This window comes from Pyrococcus kukulkanii (genome assembly GCF_041647995.1).
GTDB lineage: Archaea > Methanobacteriota_B > Thermococci > Thermococcales > Thermococcaceae > Pyrococcus.
Genome location: NZ_JARRIB010000004.1, coordinates 22022 through 42171, shown reverse-complemented (window position 1 = coordinate 42171; position 20150 = coordinate 22022). Strand labels below are relative to the sequence as shown.

Annotated in this window: 21 protein-coding genes; 16 read left to right on the top strand and 5 right to left on the bottom strand. The window is 46.8% G+C overall.

The features are described 5' to 3' along the window. Window positions 1-108: 108 nt before the first annotated feature. Both P8X24_RS08635 and P8X24_RS08630 read left to right on the top strand, forming a co-directional pair. On the top strand, window positions 109-597 hold the full coding sequence (locus P8X24_RS08635; protein ID WP_372915401.1) for a universal stress protein: 489 nt from the start codon (window positions 109-111) through the stop codon (window positions 595-597). After that, window positions 594-1625, top strand: a complete 1032-nt coding sequence (locus tag P8X24_RS08630) for an arsenic resistance protein (protein ID WP_372915399.1) — start codon at window positions 594-596, stop codon at window positions 1623-1625. The genes P8X24_RS08635 and P8X24_RS08630 overlap by 4 nt, the downstream gene beginning before the upstream one ends. A 49-nt stretch (window positions 1626-1674) precedes the next feature. Here P8X24_RS08630 and P8X24_RS08625 read toward each other — a convergent pair whose 3' ends face one another. Beyond that, window positions 1675-3504, bottom strand: a complete 1830-nt coding sequence (locus P8X24_RS08625; protein WP_372915777.1) for an oxidoreductase — start codon at window positions 3502-3504, stop codon at window positions 1675-1677. A 206-nt stretch (window positions 3505-3710) separates the two neighbouring features. On the opposite strand from P8X24_RS08625, the gene P8X24_RS08620 reads away from it, so the two are divergent. Then, on the top strand, window positions 3711-4637 hold the full coding sequence (locus tag P8X24_RS08620; RefSeq protein WP_372915398.1) for an ATP-binding cassette domain-containing protein: 927 nt from the start codon (window positions 3711-3713) through the stop codon (window positions 4635-4637). Beyond that, window positions 4630-5370 (top strand): ABC transporter permease, encoded by a 741-nt coding sequence (locus P8X24_RS08615; RefSeq protein WP_372915396.1) that lies wholly within the window; start codon window positions 4630-4632, stop codon window positions 5368-5370. Before P8X24_RS08620 ends, P8X24_RS08615 begins: the two co-directional genes overlap by 8 nt. Here P8X24_RS08615 and P8X24_RS08610 read toward each other — a convergent pair. After that, on the bottom strand, window positions 5363-5776 hold the full coding sequence (locus P8X24_RS08610) for an OsmC family protein (protein WP_372816249.1): 414 nt from the start codon (window positions 5774-5776) through the stop codon (window positions 5363-5365). The genes P8X24_RS08615 and P8X24_RS08610 overlap by 8 nt on opposite strands. Before the next feature lie 164 nt (window positions 5777-5940). On the opposite strand from P8X24_RS08610, the gene fdhF reads away from it, so the two are divergent. The 5 genes from fdhF (at window position 5941) to P8X24_RS08585 (ending at window position 12991) form a co-directional block, all read left to right on the top strand. Beyond that, window positions 5941-7941, top strand: a complete 2001-nt coding sequence (gene fdhF / locus P8X24_RS08605; RefSeq protein ID WP_372915394.1) for a formate dehydrogenase subunit alpha — start codon at window positions 5941-5943, stop codon at window positions 7939-7941. 52 nt (window positions 7942-7993) lie between these two features. Then, window positions 7994-9298, top strand: coding sequence for an ATP-binding protein (locus P8X24_RS08600; RefSeq protein WP_372915392.1), 1305 nt, complete (start codon window positions 7994-7996; stop codon window positions 9296-9298). A gap of 116 nt (window positions 9299-9414) precedes the next feature. Then, a complete protein-coding gene (locus P8X24_RS08595) occupies window positions 9415-10443 on the top strand; it encodes an ATP-binding protein (protein WP_372915390.1) in 1029 nt (342 codons plus the stop codon). After that, window positions 10440-12011 carry an ABC transporter permease gene (locus tag P8X24_RS08590; RefSeq protein WP_372915388.1) on the top strand — a complete coding sequence of 524 codons (1572 nt, stop codon included), beginning with the start codon at window positions 10440-10442 and terminating at the stop codon, window positions 12009-12011. The genes P8X24_RS08595 and P8X24_RS08590 overlap by 4 nt, the downstream gene beginning before the upstream one ends. After that, window positions 12005-12991 (top strand): ABC transporter ATP-binding protein, encoded by a 987-nt coding sequence (locus P8X24_RS08585; RefSeq protein WP_372915387.1) that lies wholly within the window; start codon window positions 12005-12007, stop codon window positions 12989-12991. Before P8X24_RS08590 ends, P8X24_RS08585 begins: the two co-directional genes overlap by 7 nt. Here the strand turns inward: P8X24_RS08585 and P8X24_RS08580 are convergent. Beyond that, a complete protein-coding gene (locus P8X24_RS08580; RefSeq protein ID WP_372915775.1) occupies window positions 12981-14024 on the bottom strand; it encodes a thiamine ABC transporter substrate-binding protein in 1044 nt (347 codons plus the stop codon). The two genes, P8X24_RS08585 and P8X24_RS08580, sit on opposite strands and share 11 nt — an antisense overlap. 277 nt (window positions 14025-14301) lie before the next feature. Between P8X24_RS08580 and P8X24_RS08575 the strand changes: the two genes are divergently transcribed. Beyond that, window positions 14302-15303, top strand: a complete 1002-nt coding sequence (locus tag P8X24_RS08575) for a formate--phosphoribosylaminoimidazolecarboxamide ligase (RefSeq protein ID WP_372915386.1) — start codon at window positions 14302-14304, stop codon at window positions 15301-15303. Here P8X24_RS08575 and P8X24_RS08570 read toward each other — a convergent pair. Continuing rightward, complete coding sequence (locus P8X24_RS08570) at window positions 15300-16364, bottom strand: AAA family ATPase (RefSeq protein WP_372915384.1); 1065 nt, start codon at window positions 16362-16364, stop codon at window positions 15300-15302. The two genes, P8X24_RS08575 and P8X24_RS08570, sit on opposite strands and share 4 nt — an antisense overlap. Before the next feature lie 418 nt (window positions 16365-16782). On the opposite strand from P8X24_RS08570, the gene guaA reads away from it, so the two are divergent. From guaA to P8X24_RS08540, 6 genes are all read left to right on the top strand, one after another. After that, window positions 16783-17706, top strand: coding sequence for a glutamine-hydrolyzing GMP synthase (guaA, locus tag P8X24_RS08565; RefSeq protein ID WP_372915383.1), 924 nt, complete (start codon window positions 16783-16785; stop codon window positions 17704-17706). Between the two features lie 56 nt (window positions 17707-17762). Continuing rightward, window positions 17763-17966 carry an antitoxin family protein gene (locus P8X24_RS08560; RefSeq protein WP_068324825.1) on the top strand — a complete coding sequence of 68 codons (204 nt, stop codon included), beginning with the start codon at window positions 17763-17765 and terminating at the stop codon, window positions 17964-17966. Next, window positions 17963-18415 carry a type II toxin-antitoxin system VapC family toxin gene (locus P8X24_RS08555; protein WP_068324340.1) on the top strand — a complete coding sequence of 151 codons (453 nt, stop codon included), beginning with the start codon at window positions 17963-17965 and terminating at the stop codon, window positions 18413-18415. The genes P8X24_RS08560 and P8X24_RS08555 overlap by 4 nt, the downstream gene beginning before the upstream one ends. Window positions 18416-18419: 4 nt before the next feature. After that, window positions 18420-18548, top strand: a complete 129-nt coding sequence (locus P8X24_RS08550; RefSeq protein WP_372823001.1) for a hypothetical protein — start codon at window positions 18420-18422, stop codon at window positions 18546-18548. Further along, window positions 18529-19098, top strand: a complete 570-nt coding sequence (locus P8X24_RS08545) for a GMP synthase subunit A (protein ID WP_372915381.1) — start codon at window positions 18529-18531, stop codon at window positions 19096-19098. Before P8X24_RS08550 ends, P8X24_RS08545 begins: the two co-directional genes overlap by 20 nt. Window positions 19099-19204: 106 nt before the next feature. Beyond that, entirely contained in the window at window positions 19205-19474 is a 270-nt protein-coding gene (locus P8X24_RS08540; RefSeq protein ID WP_068324334.1) for a hypothetical protein, read from the top strand. On the opposite strand, the gene P8X24_RS08535 is transcribed toward P8X24_RS08540, so the two are convergent. Next, entirely contained in the window at window positions 19429-20148 is a 720-nt protein-coding gene (locus P8X24_RS08535; RefSeq protein ID WP_372915380.1) for a DUF2101 family protein, read from the bottom strand. The genes P8X24_RS08540 and P8X24_RS08535 overlap by 46 nt on opposite strands. Between the last annotated feature and the right edge of the window lie 2 nt (window positions 20149-20150).

The window sequence follows — 20150 nt, the reverse complement described above, 5'->3', positions numbered from 1 at the left end:
ATTTATTTTTTCTTTAATACCCACCCCTGGCCAACAAACCTTAAAAGCAGTTAGGGTAGCCTAATATGTGAAAAACGCCTAAAATGAAAGATACGACAGGTGAGATTAATGTTTAGGAAAATACTTTTTCCAACGGATTTCAGCGAGGGAGCGTACAGGGCAGCAAAGCAGTTCGAGAAGGTCAACAACATGCCAGTCGGAGAGGTTGTTCTTCTTCATGTGATAGACGAGGGGACCCTCGAAGAGCTTCTCAACGGATACTCACTCCTCTATAACGATGAGGAGCTGGAAATCGAGGTCATCAAAGAGGAACTGCTCAAGAAGACTATGGAGAGGCTCCAGGCCAAGGTCGAGGACGTGAAGAAGACGTTCGGCATCGAAAACGTGAAACCCCTTGTCAGGTTTGGCCTCCCGTGGGAGGAAATCGTCAAGGTTGCTGAAGAGGAGGACGTGTCGCTCATACTCCTGCCTAGTCACGGAAAGCTCGGCTTCTCGCATGAGTTCCTTGGCTCTACAATGGTCCGCGTGCTTAGAAAAACGAAGAGGCCCGTTCTCGTCATAAAAACGCACCCCGAGTGCGGGGAGGATAAAGGGTGAACTGGCTGAAGCTCAAGAACAATCTCGATAAGTACCTTCCGGTTTACGTCACACTTGCCATGATAACGGGCTTTTACGTCGGGACACGCGCGAACCTCAAACCCTACCATAACACGCTCAAAACCCTGAATATGCTCGTCGTCATCAGCATGATATACCCGATGATGATCAACCTCCGCCTTGGCGAGCTTAAGAACAGTGCCAAGCTCGGGAAGCAGCTTGCCATAGGTCTCACGATGGGGCTCGTGATTTCCCCGCTCATAATGTACGGGGCGATATGGCTGACGAACTTTATCCACCCAATAAATCACACACTCGCCCTCGGGCTTCTTCTGGCCGTCGTCGTGCCCTGCTCCTCGATGAGCATAGCCTACACGGGTTTCACGAAGGGCAACATCGAGCTGGCGACCATAGTAGTCGCGCTGAGCTTCACGCTGGCCATCGTGACGGTTCCGGCCTGGCTCAAGGTCTTCGCGTCGAGCTACCACGTCTCAATATCGGCCTGGCTCCTCGTCAAGACGATTCTCATAGTCGTCATAACACCCATGATACTCGGCGTTCTCACGAGATCCTACCTCATGAGAAAACTCGGCCCTGAGGGCTTCCTGAGAATAAAACCCGCCTTCCCGGCAATCTCGCTCATGGGCATGTACACCATCGTCTTCCTCATATTCATGGAGAAGGCGAAGCTCATAGCCAGCAAGCCAAGCATCGTCGGCATCGCCCTGATTCCCCTGGTCATCTACTATACGACCGCCCTGCTCTTCATGACCCTCGTGGACAGGGCCATTGGGATCCCTTACAGGGACCACATGGCAATAACGTTTACATCCGTTGGAAAGAACGAGGGGACGGCGATGGCCATAGCCCTTGCCGCAGGGACGGGTCTCATGGCGATAGCGCCCGCAGTGACCCCAATAGTCCAGATACCCTTCCTGGTTGGCTACGTTAAAGCCTGGAGAAAAATAGCGAGGCTCTGGAACTGCAAAGTTTTGAAAGAAGAGGAGATCATCCCAGGAGCTTCCTGATTCTTTTTCTTTGATGGCTGGCTTTCAAAAATGTTAAAAAGATGGATTTTCAAAGCTTTCTCCCAACCTCATAGCCTTCCTTTACCGCACTGGCTATGTTTCTCACCGATTTTGCATCACCGATAATATAATACTCAATATCATCTATTATGAAGGGCACGTAGGATTTCATCCCAAACGCTCCAACGATTACATCACACTTTATCATCTCCTTCTCCCCTGTCTCAATGTTCTCTACTATCGCGTACCCTTCACCAGCACTTACAAAGCGCCTACCGGTTAGGATGGATATCCCCTTCTCCTCAAGCTCCCGCAAGAGGTATCCGCGCGTTATCCTCTCAACGTTGGGAAGGATTGCTGGACTGCGCTTGATTATCTTGATCCTGTTGTTGAACTGGGCAAGGTACAGGGCAGTTTCAATTCCAACAAGGCCCCCTCCGCCAATTAGGACGTCTTTGTTCTCGATCCTGATTTCTCCACGTAGAACCTTGTCAAAGGGCGTTATCAAACCACGTTCACCGCTACAGGGCAGGAACGGCTTCGCCCCCGTAGCTATAACGACTGCCTCTGGGTTTATCCTTAATACATCTTCTTTTGTTGCCTCCCCCTCATGGAAGTGGACATTGGGCATCTCGGACAGAACATTGCGGTAATACTCGATAAGCCAGCCGATTTTCTCCTTCCCAGGTGGAACCATCGCCAGAGTAAGCTGACCGCCAAAGACCTCATAGAATAGATGAACCTCATGTCCTCTCACGGCCGCAACCCTTGCAGCCTCAAGACCTGCTGGCCCAGCTCCAATTATCGCTACAACTCGTTTTCTCGGAGCCTTTGGGATCTCCTCCTCATTTCCAACATTGGCATTGATGCCACATCTTATTGGTCCCTTTTCGTCATGAACTGCCTTAATGCATTCACTGCACCCTATGCAACGCCTTATTAGATGCTCCTTTCCTTCTACAACCTTCTTTACCCAATCAGGATCTGCTATCAAGGGTCTTCCGAGGACGACGAGATCCGCTTGCGTCTCGAGAACTTTCTCCGCGACAGCAGGTTCCCTTATCATGCCAACTGCCGCCACCGGAACAGGTAGAGGCCTTATTCTCTCTGCTAAATAAGCACGCCAGGCCTGGGGATAGTACATCGGTTCGAGACGCTTCTCCTTAGGTCCAAGGCCTATATCTGCCTGTATCATGTCATAACCTGCCTTGGCGAGAGTTAATGCTATCTCCCGCCCAGTACTCAAGGTTATACCTCCGTCAAGGAAGTCATCCACGGCCAGCCTTATCGTCACCGGAAAATCCCAGCCACATTTTTTCGCTATGCGCTTCCGCACCTCTATTGCAAACCTCGTCGGTTCACCCCACTTGTCCTCACGATGGTTGGTCAGGGGGGAAAGGAACTGGTTAACCAGTAGCCCATGGGCACCTTGTATCTCGACCATATCAAAGCCTGCATCCATTGCAAGCCTCGCAGAGTATGCGAACTTCTCCACTAGCTCCTCTATCTTCTCAGGTGAGAGGTAGTCTACACCATCCTTTTTCCATCCCTCATGGGCGAGCTCAATTGAGAGTTTAACTCCATCGTACTTGTGAACCTCAAAGGTCAACCATTCCCAATCCTTGAGGACGGCTTTTGAGTCAATCCTCGGCTGGAAAGGCATGTGTTTTCCTTCTGGAAAATCTATGGATGTGTTTTCCACTATTATCAGACCAACACCACCCCTTGCGCGTCTCTCGTAGTGCTTGACGAATCTCTCCGTTAGCCTTCCGTTCTCACGGGCAAAGTTTGTCGATATCGGCGCAAATACTACTCTGTTCATGAGCTCAACGTTACCGATATTTATTGGTTCAAATAACTTAGGATAATCTTCTTTCATTAGGCTCACCTAAAATAGGGCTTTGGCACTTTCTTATAAAGTTTAGTTCGATTGATAGATACTACATGTGAAAAATTTTTAGTAAAACTCACTTTTCCATGTATTCATCTCAGCAGATTCTCTTATAGCTTCTAATTCTCCTATAGCTTCACTCAGTTCCAAAGACTTTTAATCCATGAACCTTAGTTCATTCAGGTGTCAAGGGCATGAAAGCCATAGAAGTCGTGGGACTCACCAAGTACTACGGCTCCTTTCTCGCCGTTGATAACGTGAGCTTTGACGTTAAGAAAGGTGAGATTTTTGGTTTCCTTGGTCCGAATGGAGCTGGAAAGACAACCACAGTTAGAACGATTACCGGCATTTTGAAGCCAAACTCTGGGGAGATAAGGGTCCTCGGCTATGACATGCTTGACGAGAGGGAAAAGATAAAGGCAAGAGAAAGGATGGGCATAGTTCCAGAGATGGCTAACCCCTACGTTGATCTGACGGCGATGCAGAACCTCAGGCTTATGGGCGAGCTCTACGGGATGGAGCGACGGGAGATAGAGAAACGCTCAATTGAACTCCTCAAGCTTTTTGGTCTTTACGAGAAGAGGAACGTGAAGGTGAGGGCCTTTTCCAAGGGAATGAGGCAACGCCTTATTCTTGCGATGGCCATGATAAGCGATCCCGAGCTCCTAATTCTGGATGAGCCGACGAGCGGACTCGATGTTATAAGCGCACGTATGATAAAGGACGTCATCCGCGAGGAGAAGAGGAAGGGGAAGACGATATTCATGACAACCCACAACATGATCGACGCAAACGAGCTGTGCGAGAGGATTGGAATTATAAGGAGAGGAAGGCTTATAGCGATTGACACGCCCGAGAAGCTAAAGCAACTGGTTAAGGGTAGCGTTTCAGTTGAAGTTAGCTTTGAGCCGATGAAACTTGACCCCTCTGAGATAGCCTCGGCAACGAGGGTCGAGCTGATGGGGGACAAGGCGAGGGTTTTCACAGAAGATCCTGATGCAACGGTTAAAGAGCTCGTCCACTACGCCGAAAGAAATAACCTGCGGATAGTGAGCCTAAGAACGCTCTCTCCTTCACTGGAGGATGTCTTCATCAAGCTGGTGGGTGAGGAAAATGATTGAAACGCTCAAACGTTCTTTTGCCATAGCGAAGAAGGACATGCACATCTTCTACCTCAAGGGTCCTGTCGTGATAATGGGCCTCCTCTTCCCCTTCTTCCTGTTCTTAGCTTTCATGATAGGGCGCAACCTCTCCGGGGGCCATCTCTTCGTTGCTCTAACTGCCATGACGGCCTTCTTCACATCCACCGCCGTCGGCCCCACGATAATCCCGTGGGAGTGCAGGGGAAGAACCTTCGAGAGGCTCATAACAGCCCCTGTTTCACTGACCACAGTGCTCCTCGGCGACTTCCAAGCTTCCCTCTACTTCGGGCTTGCGATAACGTTCGCAATAACCGTTCCAGCAATGCTCTACCTCTCAGTCCACCCTGCTATCTGGCTCTTCGTCCTATCCACGCTCTTGGCGGTCGGGTGCTTCTCCGCAATGACGGTGCTCATGTCCTCCTACCCACCCACGGACGTTCCCGCCGACGTCATGATGCTGTCATCACTTGTCAAGTTCTCGCTCCTCTTCATCAGCGGTATCTTCGTCCCCATCGAAAACCTGCCGGCTTATGGCAGGTGGATTTCCCTCATCTCACCGCTGACATACTATGTTGACGCCCTGAGGCATTCACTTGGAAAAGGCTACCTTCCCGTGTGGCTTGACCTTTTAATGCTGGCCCTGTTTGGCCTCGCGTTCTTCCTCACGGGCACTGCAATCCACAGAAAAGTCCTGGAGAGAAGGTTCACCTAGGCCTGACTATCTCCACCTCACCCTTTATCTTCCCCGCCCCAACTGTGTTGAAGACCGTCCCATACTTCTCGGCGAGCTCCTTGACGCGGAGTATCTTTTTCTCGGGCTCGTTCGTCACGATACGGATCTTGTAGGTAATCTCCTTCAATTGAGGCTCTTTCCTGTCCCTCCATCCATAGACTGTTATTTCCATGCTCTCGACCTTCAGACGCATTTTCTTTATAAGCCTGCCCCAGTTCACGGTTAAACAGCCACCTATGGCGGCAAGCAGGTACTCTGTGGGGTTTGGTCCAGAGTTATGACCATCCGTCTTCGTGTCAATCCTGAACGAGAACTCCCTAACCTTAGCCTCACTCCCAACATTGCCATCCCATTCTAATTCAACCTGATATTCAAGGCGCTCCATGTTGATTTCCCCTTCTAGTAATGAAGGTTTAGGCCAAAAATAAATATTTTCTAATGAAATCTGGCCGTCTCCTTGCCCTGAAGGGTAAGGTTTTAAGGGAAAAATAAAAGATTAACATAAATTGGTCAATTTTGGCCAAAAATCTTTATATTTTTGACGTATTCATGTTTATTGGTGGTAGAGTGATAAAGGTAGTCTGTCCCTATTGTGGCTTTGGCTGTAACATCCTTATAGATCCGAAGACCCTCAAGATAATCCCCTACAAGGGAGAGCCCAATAGGGGGAAGCTCTGCCCAAAAGGACTGCATGCCCTAGAGTTCGTGTTCTCTAAGGACAGACTCATGTATCCCTTAAAAAAGGTGGGAGAGGACTTCGTTAGAATTAGCTGGGATAAGGCCATAGAAGAGATTTCTTCAAGGCTCCTTGAAATAAGGGAGAACTATGGAGCAGATGCCGTTGCGTTCATAGCTTCTTCAAAGGTTTCAAATGAGGAAAACTACCTCCTTCAAAAGATAGCTAGGCTTTTTGGAACGAATAACATCGATAATTGTGCCCGTCTATGCCATGAAGCCAGCGTTCACGCTTTGAAGATGACACTTGGAACTGGAGCCCAAACCAATCCATATTCTGACTTGGAGAACGTTAAGGCCATACTAATATGGGGCTACAATCCAGCGGAAACCCACCCCGTTGTCATGGATTACATACTGAAGGCGAAGAAGAAGGGGGCGAAAATAATAGTTGTCGATGTGAGGGAGACCACAACCATGAAGCTTGCAGATTACAAGGTCATAATCAAGCCTGGAACCGACACGACCCTTGCAAATGCCATGATGAACGTCATAATATCTGAGGGCCTGTACGATAAGGACTTCGTTAAGACGAGAACTACAGGGTTCTCGGAGGTTAAGATGGGGGTTAAGAAGTACACCCCGGAGTACGCTGAGAAGGTTACTGGTGTTGATTCTAGGCTAATAAGGGAAGTTGCCAGGGTCTTTGCGAAGGCTGGAAGCGGGGCGATAATGTGGGGGATGGGCTTAACGCAACATGTTTCCGGAGTGGAGAACGTTCTCGCGATAATAGACATAGCCCTCCTTTTGGGATATATAGGGGACAGAGGCGGCCTTTACCCAATGAGAGGCCAGAACAACGTCCAGGGGGCTGCGTATATGGGGGCTCTGAGCGAGTTCCTCCCTGGGTACATTCCCCTAAGCGATGAGAACTTCAGGAAGAGGGTCGCGAGGCTCTGGGGAGTTGAAGACCTCCCAACGGAGAGGGGGCTTTACTTAACCGAGCTCTGGGATGCCATACTTGAAGGAGATGTTAAGGCCCTCTACATAGTCGGAGAGAACCCAGCCGTGAGCGAAGCTAACGTCTTAAAGGTTAGAAAGGCCTTAACGAAGCTTGATCTGCTCGTAGTTCAGGACATATTCCTCACGAGAACTGCTAGATTTGCCCACTACGTTCTTCCAGCTGCTGCATTCTGCGAGAAGGAAGGAAGCTACATGAACAGTGAAAGGAGGATTCAGTGGAGCTTTAAGGTCTGCGATCCCCCAGGAGAGGCCAAGCCTGATTGGGTAATCCTGAGCGAGCTTGGCAAAGCCCTAGGATTGTCAGGCTTCAACTACTCCAAGGTTGAGGAGATAACGGAAGAGTACTTCAAGATGTTTCCAGAGCTCGAGGGGAGAAGCATCGAAGAGCTGAAGAACTCCGAGGGAATAATAATCCCCTACAGGAGGCTTCACACGATCCAGTTCTCCACGCCAGATGGCAAGGCAAGGATGTACGCTGTGGAACAAATAATGCCCTGGGAAACTCCTAACGGAGAGTATCCCCTGATATTAACTACGGTCAGGGTTATAAGTCACTACAACACCGGAGAGATAACCCTGAGAAGTCCATCCCTCGTGAAGCTGATGAGCGAGCCCGTGGTTTACATAAGCAGAGAAGATGCAAAGAAGTACGGGATAAAGGATGGGGATCTAGTTAAGGTTGAAACCAAGAGAGGTAGCTTAACCCTGAAGGCGAAGATAGCCAACGTGAAGGAAGGTGTGATAGTTGTGCCCTCCCACTTCGATGCAAATGTTCTAACTAACGACGCATTAAATAAAGCCGGAACCCCGGAATTGAAGTTCTCGGCTGCGAGGATAGTTAAGCTTCATTAAGAATAACTAAACGACCAAAATTCCTATATATTTGGTTATTTAGATGACCAAAATGGGGGCTATCATGGTACAATTAAGCGACTACCTTATAAGGCTAGCAGCAGAAGTTCCGAGAAGATTAAACTATGCGAGGAGATTGAGGAGAAGGTTCATCTTCAAAGAAGTAAGGAGCAGGCTAGATAAATACCTCGATGAAGATAAAACATCTACAATCCTCCTGCCGGGATTAAGGGGAACCGGCAAAACAACCCTGCTCGGACAACTGTACTTTTATGCTCTCTCAAAAACGCCCGAAGTGATTTATATTCCAGTCGATGAACTCCACCTCCTCGGCTTCAGTCTGTATGAAGCAATCGATAAGTATTTAGAACTCTTCAGACCCAAAAAACCAATAATACTCCTTGATGAAGTTCACTACGATGAGAAGTGGGACTTAACTTTGAAGGTTCTCCACGATAGGATGGAGTATTTCATAGTGGCCACGGGCTCCTCAGCACTCAAATTAAGGGAAAGCCCGGACTTAGCTAGGAGGGCTAAGCATATTGAGGTCAAGCCCTTAACGTTCCTCGAGTACCTTCACCTTAAAGGAGAGAAGGTTAAACCGGTAGGCCTTGAGGCACTTTTTGAGTTCAATGAAAATTTGCTAAGGAAAGCCTTCTCTACAGTAGCCCAACATGGAAAAGAGGTAGAACGCTACCTCCGGCTAGGCTCACTCCCCATAACGCTTGAACTCAGCGAAGAGGAAGCATATGAATACATTTTTACGCTGATTGAGAGGATAATTTATAGGGATCTGAAGGACTTCAGGAACTTCGACTCATCAACGCTGGATTTCGCTATGAAGCTCCTCTTCATCTTGGCCAATCCGAGGGGGGAAAGGTTCAGCTACGAAAGGTTATCAAAAACACTCGGAATTTCAAAGAGCACGGTAATAGAAATCGTTAGGGCACTTGTCAGGAGTGGCCTTCTCGTCGAGATACCTCCCGCAGGAAGCCTGACACGGAAAGTCAGGAAGGGCCCGAAACTGAAGTTCCTCGCTCCAGCGATGAGGGCATCCATACTCCACAAGTTCGAGAGCGTGGATGAGGCAGCATTGCTTGAGGATGCAGTAGCGCTCTACCTTCATGGGGCTGGAAGGCTGGAATACGAACCGGGTAAAGGTGGCGCTGACTTCCTTCTAATTAAGAATGGAGAGCGCTATGTCATTGAAGTTAGTCTAGGTAAGAGTGACATTTCCCAAGTTAGGCGAAGTATGGAAAGGTTAAATGCCGAGAAAGGTATAGTGATCGGCAAAAGATTTGAAATTAAAGGTGATATCCTCATGATTCCGTGGTGGGTCTTCCTTGGACTAATTTAGAAGAGCACTATGTTTCAAGCTCAAAATGTCCTCCTGAAATGAACATTGGGAGAGAAGAGTTATGAGCGTCAAAAGTGTTATGAAACTACACCTCGAAAGGTTAATTATAGGGGGTAGTGAAAGTGATATTTTTCAACAGACAACATGAGTTGGATAAGCTAATAAGGCTCGTCTTTACCGAGCCTAATATGATAACTTTCATCTATGGACCAATCAACTCAGGGAAAACAGCCCTAATGATGGAGCTTACTAGGAGACTATCTGATGAGTATGTTGCATTCTATATAAACCTCAGAAGAACCCCCGTCATGAGCTACGACGATTTTATTGACGTTCTATTTTCTGTCGAATTCAGGAGTAAAGTTAAAACCCTCAAGGAAGCTGTTTCTCTCATCCTCTCCGCTGGAAAGGAAGTTTTGGGCTTCCCAATTCCCACTCCCATTCTAGAAGGAATAATTAGGGAGAAGAAGCCAAAGAATGCGTTCGCATACATTGCAACGCTAATTGAGGAAGTTAAAAAAGCCGGTAAGAAGCCGATTTTAATTCTTGATGAGCTTCAAGTTATAGGAGACTTAAAGATTAACGGCCCACTCATCTATGAGCTCTTCAACTTTTTTGTACACTTAACTAAGGAGAGGCATTTGAGCCACGTATTCGTCGTTACCTCTGACAGCTTATTCATAGATAAGGTTTACAACGAGGCAATGCTCCAGGGCAGGGCAGAGTACTTCCTAGTTGATGACTTCGATAGAGAAACTGCAGTTGAGTTCTTGAAAAATCAAGGGTTTAGTATTAACGAAGCAGAGCTTGTATGGGAGTACTTTGGAGGAAAGCCAGTCTACTTAGTTGAATCTATAAAGCACAAGGACGAGTTGAAAGAGTGGTGCGAAAGCCAGTTAAGGCTTAGGGTACAGGCCGTTAATGCCCTCATCCATGGAAGGAAGAGTTTGGCAAGACTCTTAAAGGAGTTCCAAGACAAAGAAGAGATACCATTTAATGGGGTGATAAGCAGGCCACTTAGAAGGCTGGTTAAGGCTAACATCCTCTTCGTTGACCCTCTAAAGGGTGTCGTAAGACCACAAGGAAAGCTCGAATTGCTAGCTATTAGAAAGGCTTTAAAGCTAAAACCAAATGTTGAAACATGAGAAGGCTCCTCCTAGCACTTCCAGCCTTTGCGTTCCTGCTTACCTTCTTCTACCTTCCCCTGCTCTCGGTCATAGGTTTGGGCTTTGATCCCAAAGCTATAATCCAGATTCTCTCAGATTCTTACCATAAGAGGGTAATATCCTTCACATTCGCCCAAGCCCTGGCCTCAACTCTTCTGACCCTTGCCATAGGTCTTCCTGGGGCCTACATCTTTGGGAAGTACGACTTTCCTGGGAAGAGGATTCTGAAGGCGATAATGACGATTCCTTTCGTGATGCCCAGCGTAATGGTGGCCTTAGGCTTCCTCCTTCTGTTTGGAAAGGGTGGGCCTTTCGGAGGATTAGACATCCTGTACTCATGGAAGGCCATAGTTCTCGCCCACGCATTCTACAACTTTCCGGTGGTAGTTAGGATGGTCTCGGCCCTAATAGAGAGGGTGAACCCAAGTTATGAAGAGGTCGCAATGACTCTCGGAGCTAAAGGCTTCACGCTCTTCAGAAAGGTGATTCTACCTCTTATCATGCCCGGAATCCTTGCCTCGGCCCTTCTAACCTTCACATTCTCCTTCATGAGCTTCTCAATTCCCCTGATCCTCGGAGGCTACAGGTACGCTACGCTCGAAGTTGACATATTCACTTCTGCAATGGTGATGCTCGACTTCAAGACGGCTTCTTCCCTGGCCCTACTCCAAATTCTCCTGAGTTTAGCGTTCATGTACCTCTACCTCAAAGCCCTACAGCTCTACGCGAAGAGGGAGGAGCAGAAGGTCATGAGAAAGCCGGAGAGAATAACCTTAAGAACGGCCCTGTGGGCGGTTCCCTACTTCTTACTGGTATCGATTCTAATCCTCGGACCACTTATTGCAGTGGTTTATGACTCCTTATTCTATACCGGGAGCTTCAGCCTGGAGATGTACAGGAGGGCATTTTCGCAAGAGTACAACCCGATGTTCGGGACTACCGTGCTCAGAACTATCGCAAATTCAATTTTCTTTGGAGTTTTAACCGTCGTGATATCAACTCTGGTGGCACTACCTTTAAGCTACTCCCTCGTTAAATGGAGATTCAAGGGTAAAGTTATCGCGGATGCACTTGCGACCCTGCCCTTAGCGAGTTCTCCAGTAATACTTGGTCTAGGCTACCTCCTAATTTTTAGGAGAACTCCGCTCTACGGAAGCTGGATGATAGTTGCCTTGGCCCACTCGATAGTCGCTTATCCCTTCGTCCTGAGGGCCGTGAGCTCAGCCCTCGTCAAGATAAAGGAGAACCTGTATGAAGCTGCTCTAACCTTGGGGGCGAATGAAGAGAGGGCATTCCTTAAGGTGGAGTTGCCCTTAGCGTCAAAGGGAATAATAGTCGGGGCCATCTTCGCCTTTGCAATGAGCATAGCCGAGCTCGCAACGACGTACATGCTCGCCAGGCCAGAATACACGACCCTCACGTTAGCCATATACAAGTTCATCTCCTCAAGGCAGTTCGGCCCTGCATCAGCCCTAGCCGTTGTTCTCATGGCAATTTCCGGCGTTAGCTTCGCCCTTATAGAGAGGATTGGTGAGGAGGTATGGTGAGCATTGAGCTTAGGGATGTGGTTAAGAGGTACGATGAATTCACGCTGAGCGTTAACCTCAAGGTTAGGGATGGAGAGCTGATGACCCTTCTAGGACCAAGTGGGTGCGGAAAGACCACAACCCTCAGAATCATCGCCGGGCTTGAAAGGCCAGACTCAGGCAGAGTTCTCTTCGATGGGGAGGATGTAACCGAGAGGAAGCCATACGAGAGAAACATAGGGATGGTGTTTCAAGATTATGCCCTCTTCCCGCACCTAACGGTGTTCAAGAACATAGCGTTTGGATTAGAGATGAGGAAGCTCCCCAGGAACGAGATAGAGAAAAGGGTGAGGTGGGCCCTAAAGCTCGTCGGCCTTGAAGGGTTCGAGAACAGGTATCCGGAGCAGCTCTCTGGAGGGCAACAGCAGAGGGTTGCCTTGGCCAGGGCTTTGGTTATAGAGCCGGACGTTTTATTGCTCGACGAACCCTTGAGCAACCTAGATGCCAAGGTGAGGGAGAGGCTCAGGGGAGAGATAAGGAGGATTCAGAGGGATCTAGGGATAACAACCGTGTACGTCACCCACGACCAAGAGGAGGCCATGGCGATAAGCGACAGGATTGCCGTAATGAACCTCGGGAGGATAGAGCAAGTTGGCGAGCCCTTGGAGCTCTACATGAGGCCAAAAACGGAGTTTGTAGCCAAGTTCCTGGGGACTGGAAACATTCTAGAGTTGCACGCCGAGAACGGAAAGGCCTGCTTGGGCGAGCTCTGCTTCAAAACACCAAAAGATGGAAAGGTTAGGGTGTTCTTCAGGCCCGAAAGCGTTGAGATAGGAGATGGTGCTGAAGCTGAAGTCATCGACTACGAGCTACTCCCAGGGAGGGTGAGAATTAGACTCAGGATTCATGGAGTTGAGATTATAGCAGAGGAGAAGCTCTCTAGGTTCGATCCTAAGAAAAAGAAAGTTAAGATAAGGATCGAAAACTACGTCATCCTTTAATTGCCTCCTGGGGACTCTTGCCCTCAACGACGACAGCAGTCCACTGCTTCAGCCACTTATCGAGGTTCTCCATAACGAGCCCAGGATCAAGGGAGATCGGCTTGGTAACGTTGAGGGCGTACTTGTAGACCTCGGGTAGCTTGACGTTCTTGTTTACCGGGTACATCCACTGGGTCGTTGGCAACTTCTCTTGAGCCTTCTCACTTATAAGGAACTCTATGAACTTCTCGGCGAGATCCCTGTTTTTCGTCCCCTTAACTATTCCGGCCCCCTCCACCTGGATGAAATTGCCCCTCCTGAACTGAACTGCCTTAACGTTCGTCTTGTTGTCGTAGTACACAACGGCTGCCGGAGAAGTAGCATAGCTGAGAACTACCGGATACTCACCCTTGCTGAAGGCCTCCCATGCGGCGCTCCAGCCCTTAACTATCTGAACGTTGTTCCTGAGCTTCGCCCAATACTCGAGCCAAGAATTTCCGTAAACGGCTATCGTCCACAGCATGAATGCTAAGCCGGGAGAGCTAGTTCTTGGATCTTCGATTATTATCTTCCCCTTCCACTCAGGCGTTATCAACTCATCGAGGCTCTTCGGTGGCTCTTCTATCATGTCAGTCCTGTAGTTGAAGGCCAGAAAACCGTAGTCGAATGGAGTTAAATAGTCATCCGCGGGGAAGTATTCTAGTATGTCCTTCCTTATTACGTCGAAGTTCCTGAGCCTGAACTTCTCAAGAACTCCGGCGTTTATTGCCTTGGCCATGAACGTGTTGTCGATTCCAACCACAACATCAGCCTGAGGATTGTCCTTCTCAAGGATGAGCCTGTTAACCAACTCCCCCGTACTTCCCACCAAGACGAGGTTGACTTTGACGTTGTACTCCTTCTCGAACTCGGGAATTACCTCCTTGAGCCAGTATTCAAGGCTGTCGTAGGCGTAAACCGTTAGAGTCCTCGGAGTTTGTTGTTCCTGAGAGCTTATGCATCCAAGTCCCAGGAACGTTAGCAGAACCAAAGCTATTGCAACCGCCTTCTTCATCTCCACCACCGAATTTCCCTAAGCACCGAGTTTTTAAATGTAGGTTATCAAACTAAGAGCCATTTCCTCAAGCTTACTATAACGCTGAGATAGCCAGCGCATTCTTGGGAATTTCAATGGGCTCCAACATAACGCTTTTTATGTTCTGTCAGTAGTCCATCTATTTATAAATGGTTGGACTGTCTACAGAACATCATCCGTTGATAAAAACATGTAAAAATAACCTTTAAAAATGCGGTGAATTTTACATAATTTTGGCTAAAGGAAGGTGAAAGGTATGGTGAGGATAGCGACTTACGCATCTCATTCAGCCCTTCAGATCCTGAAGGGAGCCAAGGACGAGGGGTTTGAAACGATAGCATTTGGGAAATCTAGGGTTAAACCCCTGTACACTAAATACTTCCCGGTTGCCGACTACTTCATTGAAGGTACCTACCCAGAGGAAAAGCTGATCGAGTTAAATGCGATAGTAATCCCAACGGGATCCTTCGTTGCACACCTAGGAATCGAGCTAGTTGAGAGGATGAGAGTTCCCTACTTCGGCAACAAGAAAGTCTTAAGGTGGGAGAGCGATAGAAGCTTAGAGAGAAAGTGGCTCGAGAAGGCCAAGCTAAGGCTACCTAAGGTTTACGATGACCCAGATGATATCGATAAGCCAGTTATAGTGAAGCCCCACGGCGCAAAGGGTGGAAAAGATTATTTCCTCGCTAAAGATCCCCAAGACTTCTGGGCTAAGGCCGAGAAGTTCCTTGGAATAAGGAACAAGGAGCAACTTAAGGAGGTTCAAATACAGGAGTACGTGGTTGGAATCCCTGTTTACCCCCACTACTTCTACTCCAAGGTTAGGGAGGAGCTAGAGCTTATGAGCATAGACAGGAGGTACGAGAGCAACGTTGATGCCATAGGCAGGATACCAGCTAAAGACCAGCTCGACCTTAACATCGAGATAACGTACACCGTCATAGGCAACATCCCAATAGTCCTGAGGGAGAGCCTACTCATGGACGTCATCGAGGCCGGAGAGAGAACAGTTAAAGCTGCTGAAGAGCTGATGGGCGGACTGTGGGGCCCGTTCTGCCTTGAAGGGGTTTTTACTCCTGAGATGGAATTTGTCGTGTTTGAGATATCGGCTAGAATAGTTGCCGGAACGAACTCCTTTGTGCACGGTTCCCCGTACACATGGCTCAAATATGATGAGCCAATGAGCACCGGGAGAAGGATAGCGAGGGAAATTAGAGAGGCTATTGAAATTGGTAGGATTGAAGAGATAGTAACTTAAATTTCCCTCGCAGCTTCAAGGTAAGCGAGGCCTTTAAATTTATACTTCCTCCTCCCTTCAACGCTCTTTTCTAAGTACCCCCAGTTAGTTAACTCTTCAAGCATTTCATATATTGTTGATAACGAAGCTCCCGTTCTCCTAGATATTTCCTTAAGTGGAACGTTTTTGGAATAAAGGCTTAATGCCACTGCCAATTTTTCCCAACTTTTTGGAAAGGATGTCCTTAGAATGTTAAGGATTTCCTCCCTAATCTTTGAAAGACTAACTCTTTTAGCGTATTGTAATGCCTTTGAGTGAGATAATCCTTTACATCTCTTTCTTCCGTATGGATTCACTATTCCTGGCAGACCCATTGAGAATTCGTATATCTCCTCGAGCTCAACTAACCGATAGTTAACATTGCATTCTCTTAATCCATTAGCCAAGTATTCAATCGTCGTTTGTCTGCTCAGGGGTTCTAGATTTAAGTTGTCAAACTCTCTGCCTACAAAATGAACCCCGCTAGATAGGGACTCTCCTCCAAATCCTATTTTTGTTGGTTCTATAAAATAACTAAGCACCCTAACTGAGGAGCCAGTGACTATTATGGAAGGCAACTCCTCTATATCATCAACCTCACTCCTCAACTTCCAAAGGGATGCCATCAACTCAGGTATACCGGTTTTTAGTTCTTGAATCTCATCCCATATAACTATTGACTTCTTCCCAAGAAACTGGAGCATGTTAACTAGGGCTTGAACCGGAGGAATTCTGTTTTCTAAAATTGCCTCCCCGTAAATTCCCTCCCCAGTAATCCCCACCTTTATTCCACTGAATAAGGCTGACTCCAGAATTAATTTGAGTTTCACTCTTTTTGGCAATTTAGCGTACGTCATGACAACAAAATCTTTGAAGTCCTTGACACCTGAGACGTTTAAATAAACAACGGTCCAGCCCTCAGTATCTCTTAGATGATAAGCAACAGACTTGGCTAGTGTTGTTTTTCCTACGAGTCTTGGACCCGTTATAGCAGTCCACTCCTTCTCTTTTATATTGTCTATTAAGTAATCAACTTCACTCATCCCCAAATCGCTTCTTGGAACATTTCTCCCAGCCAACTTGTTAAGTGGGAGGATTGTTCCACGTGGAAATTGCTCCATGTGAAAGCCTCCCGTAATGTTTTTCTTTGTCTTGTTTTTTTAAGTTTGTAGAAATGTTTCTCATAAATTTTGAATTTTAGTCAAATATTGCTTTATTTATTGAAAAATAGCCATATTAATTCGGCAAACTCTGTCATATCTTAGCAGAGTTTACTAAATTAAGTTTTAAATACATTCACCCGTTACGCTAGCTAGTCGTTAGTCTTAGTTTTACCAAGGAAATCTTAAAATATTTTTTAAGTAGAAGAGCTCGATACAGAGGTAATAAGTTGCCAAATATATGTCAAAATAAACTTTAAATGTGGCATATTTTAGACAAGATCTTGATAAGGTGAGAGGGATGTGGGAGAAGTTCATAGAGGAGAAAGTTAGAGAGATCAGGGAAACCGTTGGGGATGCTAAGGCGATAATAGCCCTCTCGGGTGGAGTTGACAGCTCAACTGCCGCAGTTCTAGCTCATAAAGCCATCGGAGATAGACTGCATGCGGTCTTCGTTAACACGGGCTTCCTAAGGAAGGGGGAGCCGGAGTTCGTCGTCAAAACTTTCAGGGACGAGTTTGGCATGAACCTCCATTACGTTGACGCCCAGGACAGGTTCTTTGAGGCCTTGAAGGGAGTTACAGACCCAGAGGAGAAGAGGAAGATAATCGGTCGCGTCTTCATAGAGGTATTCGAGGAGGTCGCCAAGGAAATCGGAGCCGAGTACTTAATTCAAGGAACGATCGCCCCGGACTGGATAGAGAGCAAAGGAAAGATAAAGAGCCACCACAACGTTGGGGGCTTACCGGAGAGGCTCAACCTCAAGCTAATCGAACCCTTAAGGGATCTTTACAAGGACGAGGTCAGGCAACTGGCCAAAGAATTGGGCCTCCCTGAAAAGATCTACAACAGGATGCCCTTCCCAGGCCCCGGCCTTGCGGTCAGGGTCATAGGGGAGGTAACCCCTGAAAAGATAGCGATCGTCAGGGAGGCGAATGCTATAGTAGAGGAGGAAGTTGAAAAGGCGGGCCTCAAGCCATGGCAGGCCTTTGCAGTTCTGTTGGGAGTTAAAACAGTTGGAGTTCAAGGTGATATAAGGGCGTACAAGGAGACGATTGCCGTTAGGATAGTCGAGAGCGTAGATGGAATGACGGCCAATGCCATGAACGTCCCCTGGGAAGTCCTGCAGAGGATAGCCTTCAGGATAACCAGCGAGATTCCTCAAGTTGGAAGGGTTCTATATGATATAACCAACAAACCACCTGCAACCATTGAGTTCGAGTGAACTTTTTATCCTAATTTTACCGTAAGAACACTAAGGTGAGAGAGTTGGGAGGACCTTTGACAATTGAGGTAATTTATGAAAATGGAGTACTAAAACCTCTAAAGCCCCTCAACTTAAAAGATGGAGAAGTCTTAGTTGTAAAAATATACAAAAAAGGAATAATAGAGAGAACAGAAAAGTTCAGAAAAATAATAACCCCAGAAAAGTTTAAAGAAAGTCCTGAAGAGTATCTTGCCCGCCTTAGGGAGGAGAGGAGATGAGAGTCGTTATAGACACCTCAGTTATCATTAATTTATTCTCCAATTTTTATCCAGATCGAACTGAAGTTGCCAAGAAAATTGCAATTCTGGCAGAGGAGGGGGAACTGGTCTTATATTCTCCCCGCTTAGGTGAATTTGAATTTATATCAGTTATCTCAAGATTTTTACCCGACGATCTAACCAAAGAAGCTTGGGAGGAGTACAGATCCCTCATAGATGAATTCATTGGAGAGAGTGAGATTATTGACACCATTAGAGGGTTAGCATTTTTAACTTCACACAGAGTTCCCGATCTATATTTTATCGCGACTGCCAAGCATTTAAATGCAATTTTAATAACAAATGACAGGAAAATGGCAATGGTCGCAAAGTCTATTGGAATAAAGACATTTTACCTTCTCGAAGAAGCAGATGAGTTCTTTAGGTTCATTAAAACCAAAAACCGGTGATATTATGGATGATCTCATAGAGCTTGCAAGGAAAATTCGTAAGAAGGTAACCCCCGAAAACTTTGAGGAAGATCCTACCGATTATCTCCTTCGTCTTAGAGGAGGTGAAAGAAATGATAGTTATCATGGATAACGGAGGTCAATACGTGCACAGGATTTGGAGGACACTCCGCTACTTCGGGGTTGAGGCCAAGATAATCCCCAACACCACTCCCCTAGAGGAGATAAAGAATATGAATCCGAAGGGAATAATATTCTCGGGCGGCCCAAGCTTGGAGAACACGGGCAACTGCGAAAAGATCCTTGAGAACTACGAGGAATTCAACGTCCCGATCCTGGGGATCTGCCTGGGGCACCAGCTGATCGCTAAGTTCTTTGGAGGAAAAGTTGGTAGGGGGGAGAAAGCCGAGTACAGCTTAGTTGAGATCGAAATCGTTGATGAGGATGATATCTTCGAAGGATTGCCGAAGAAGCTCAAGGTCTGGGAGAGCCACATGGATGAAGTTAAGGAGCTTCCCCCAGGATTTAAGTTGTTGGCCAAGAGCGAGACGTGCCCGATAGAGGCAATGAAACACGAAAAGTTGCCAATCTATGGGGTTCAGTTCCACCCGGAGGTCGCGCACACGGAGCACGGAGCTGAAGTACTTAGGAACTTCGCCAAGATTTGCGGAGAGATCAGCTAGTCGATCCTGTCATCATCTTTTCCTTCAGCAACGGGTTTAGTCATCATCACGGAATTCTGAAGAATAAACTTTTTAAGGTTTAGCTTTTACTATTAATGGTGATACTTTGGGATACACGATATATTACAGAGTTAGGATAACTAGGTGGAGTGAGTTTGTTAAGTTCATTGAGAGGATTTGCCATGGGTTAGGGATTGAGCTTGAACTTTCTAACGACTCCGTAATGATAAAAGGGGAGAGCGTTGAAAGCTTGCTCATTCCAGCAAAGGGAGAAGGATTCGTAAAGACTTACGGAAAGGAGCCTGTGACTTCAATATATCTCCTCATACTTTACTCGGTCTCAGCCTTTGGCTCGGTTTTGGTTTGGGAGGATTGAGCAACCTCAATAACCCCCTTAGGGATGGCACCTCTTAATGTTTTGTTCTCTATAGCAATCTTAACTAAATCTCCTGGTTTAACTTTAAGGTTACACGTCACCCAGTAATAGCCAGGCTTAACATTGGCACTAATATCATCATGCACAAATACTTTCGCTAGCTCACCCTTTACCTCTTCTACGACACCGTATGTGTAATCTCTCCCAAATCTTACCTTAAAATAACTCCTAAACGCAAGAACGACAACTGTAATGCTCCCAATAAACCCATACAAGTACATCGGGTCATTTTTAATTCTTCTTAGGATCATATATCCAACAAACGCCACAGAGGATATGCCTACAAGACCATAATAAAAAAATCTATATGCGGGGACATTAATGATAAAATTAGCTCCAGCGATCAATATAAACCTAATAGCAAGGTATGCCACAATACATAAGGCAAGAACAGCATGAATTGGCATTTTTGCTATTATCATCAAAACCCCTATGACAAGGTATAGTATGAAAACAAGCTGAAGATATAGGCTGAATGTTTCATGGATTGTATACTTTTTAAGTCTGATTTTTGGAGGCCTATTTAAGGGTTTAGGGAAGAAAAAAAGCTTAAGCACTTTTATCACGTTTTGAGTCCAACATCCTATTCTGTCTAGTATATTTATTATATCCAAGA

Excerpts from the sequence above, each read along its gene's own strand:
- P8X24_RS08625 (WP_372915777.1), bottom strand. The coding sequence starts at position 3,504 with ATGAAAGAAGATTATCCTAAGTTATTTGAACCAATAAATATCGGTAAC.
- P8X24_RS08610 (WP_372816249.1), bottom strand. The coding sequence starts at position 5,776 with ATGGAGCGCCTTGAATATCAGGTTGAATTAGAATGGGATGGCAATGTT.
- P8X24_RS08615 (WP_372915396.1), top strand. The coding sequence starts at position 4,630 with ATGATTGAAACGCTCAAACGTTCTTTTGCCATAGCGAAGAAGGACATG.
- P8X24_RS08550 (WP_372823001.1), top strand. The coding sequence starts at position 18,420 with ATGGATGATCTCATAGAGCTTGCAAGGAAAATTCGTAAGAAGGTAACC.
- P8X24_RS08620 (WP_372915398.1), top strand. The coding sequence starts at position 3,711 with ATGAAAGCCATAGAAGTCGTGGGACTCACCAAGTACTACGGCTCCTTT.
- P8X24_RS08545 (WP_372915381.1), top strand. The coding sequence starts at position 18,529 with ATGATAGTTATCATGGATAACGGAGGTCAATACGTGCACAGGATTTGG.
- fdhF (WP_372915394.1), top strand. The coding sequence starts at position 5,941 with ATGTTTATTGGTGGTAGAGTGATAAAGGTAGTCTGTCCCTATTGTGGC.
- P8X24_RS08575 (WP_372915386.1), top strand. The coding sequence starts at position 14,302 with ATGGTGAGGATAGCGACTTACGCATCTCATTCAGCCCTTCAGATCCTG.
- P8X24_RS08590 (WP_372915388.1), top strand. The coding sequence starts at position 10,440 with ATGAGAAGGCTCCTCCTAGCACTTCCAGCCTTTGCGTTCCTGCTTACC.
- P8X24_RS08580 (WP_372915775.1), bottom strand. The coding sequence starts at position 14,024 with ATGAAGAAGGCGGTTGCAATAGCTTTGGTTCTGCTAACGTTCCTGGGA.
- P8X24_RS08600 (WP_372915392.1), top strand. The coding sequence starts at position 7,994 with ATGGGGGCTATCATGGTACAATTAAGCGACTACCTTATAAGGCTAGCA.
- P8X24_RS08635 (WP_372915401.1), top strand. The coding sequence starts at position 109 with ATGTTTAGGAAAATACTTTTTCCAACGGATTTCAGCGAGGGAGCGTAC.
- P8X24_RS08585 (WP_372915387.1), top strand. The coding sequence starts at position 12,005 with ATGGTGAGCATTGAGCTTAGGGATGTGGTTAAGAGGTACGATGAATTC.
- P8X24_RS08555 (WP_068324340.1), top strand. The coding sequence starts at position 17,963 with ATGAGAGTCGTTATAGACACCTCAGTTATCATTAATTTATTCTCCAAT.
- guaA (WP_372915383.1), top strand. The coding sequence starts at position 16,783 with ATGTGGGAGAAGTTCATAGAGGAGAAAGTTAGAGAGATCAGGGAAACC.
- P8X24_RS08570 (WP_372915384.1), bottom strand. The coding sequence starts at position 16,364 with ATGAGTGAAGTTGATTACTTAATAGACAATATAAAAGAGAAGGAGTGG.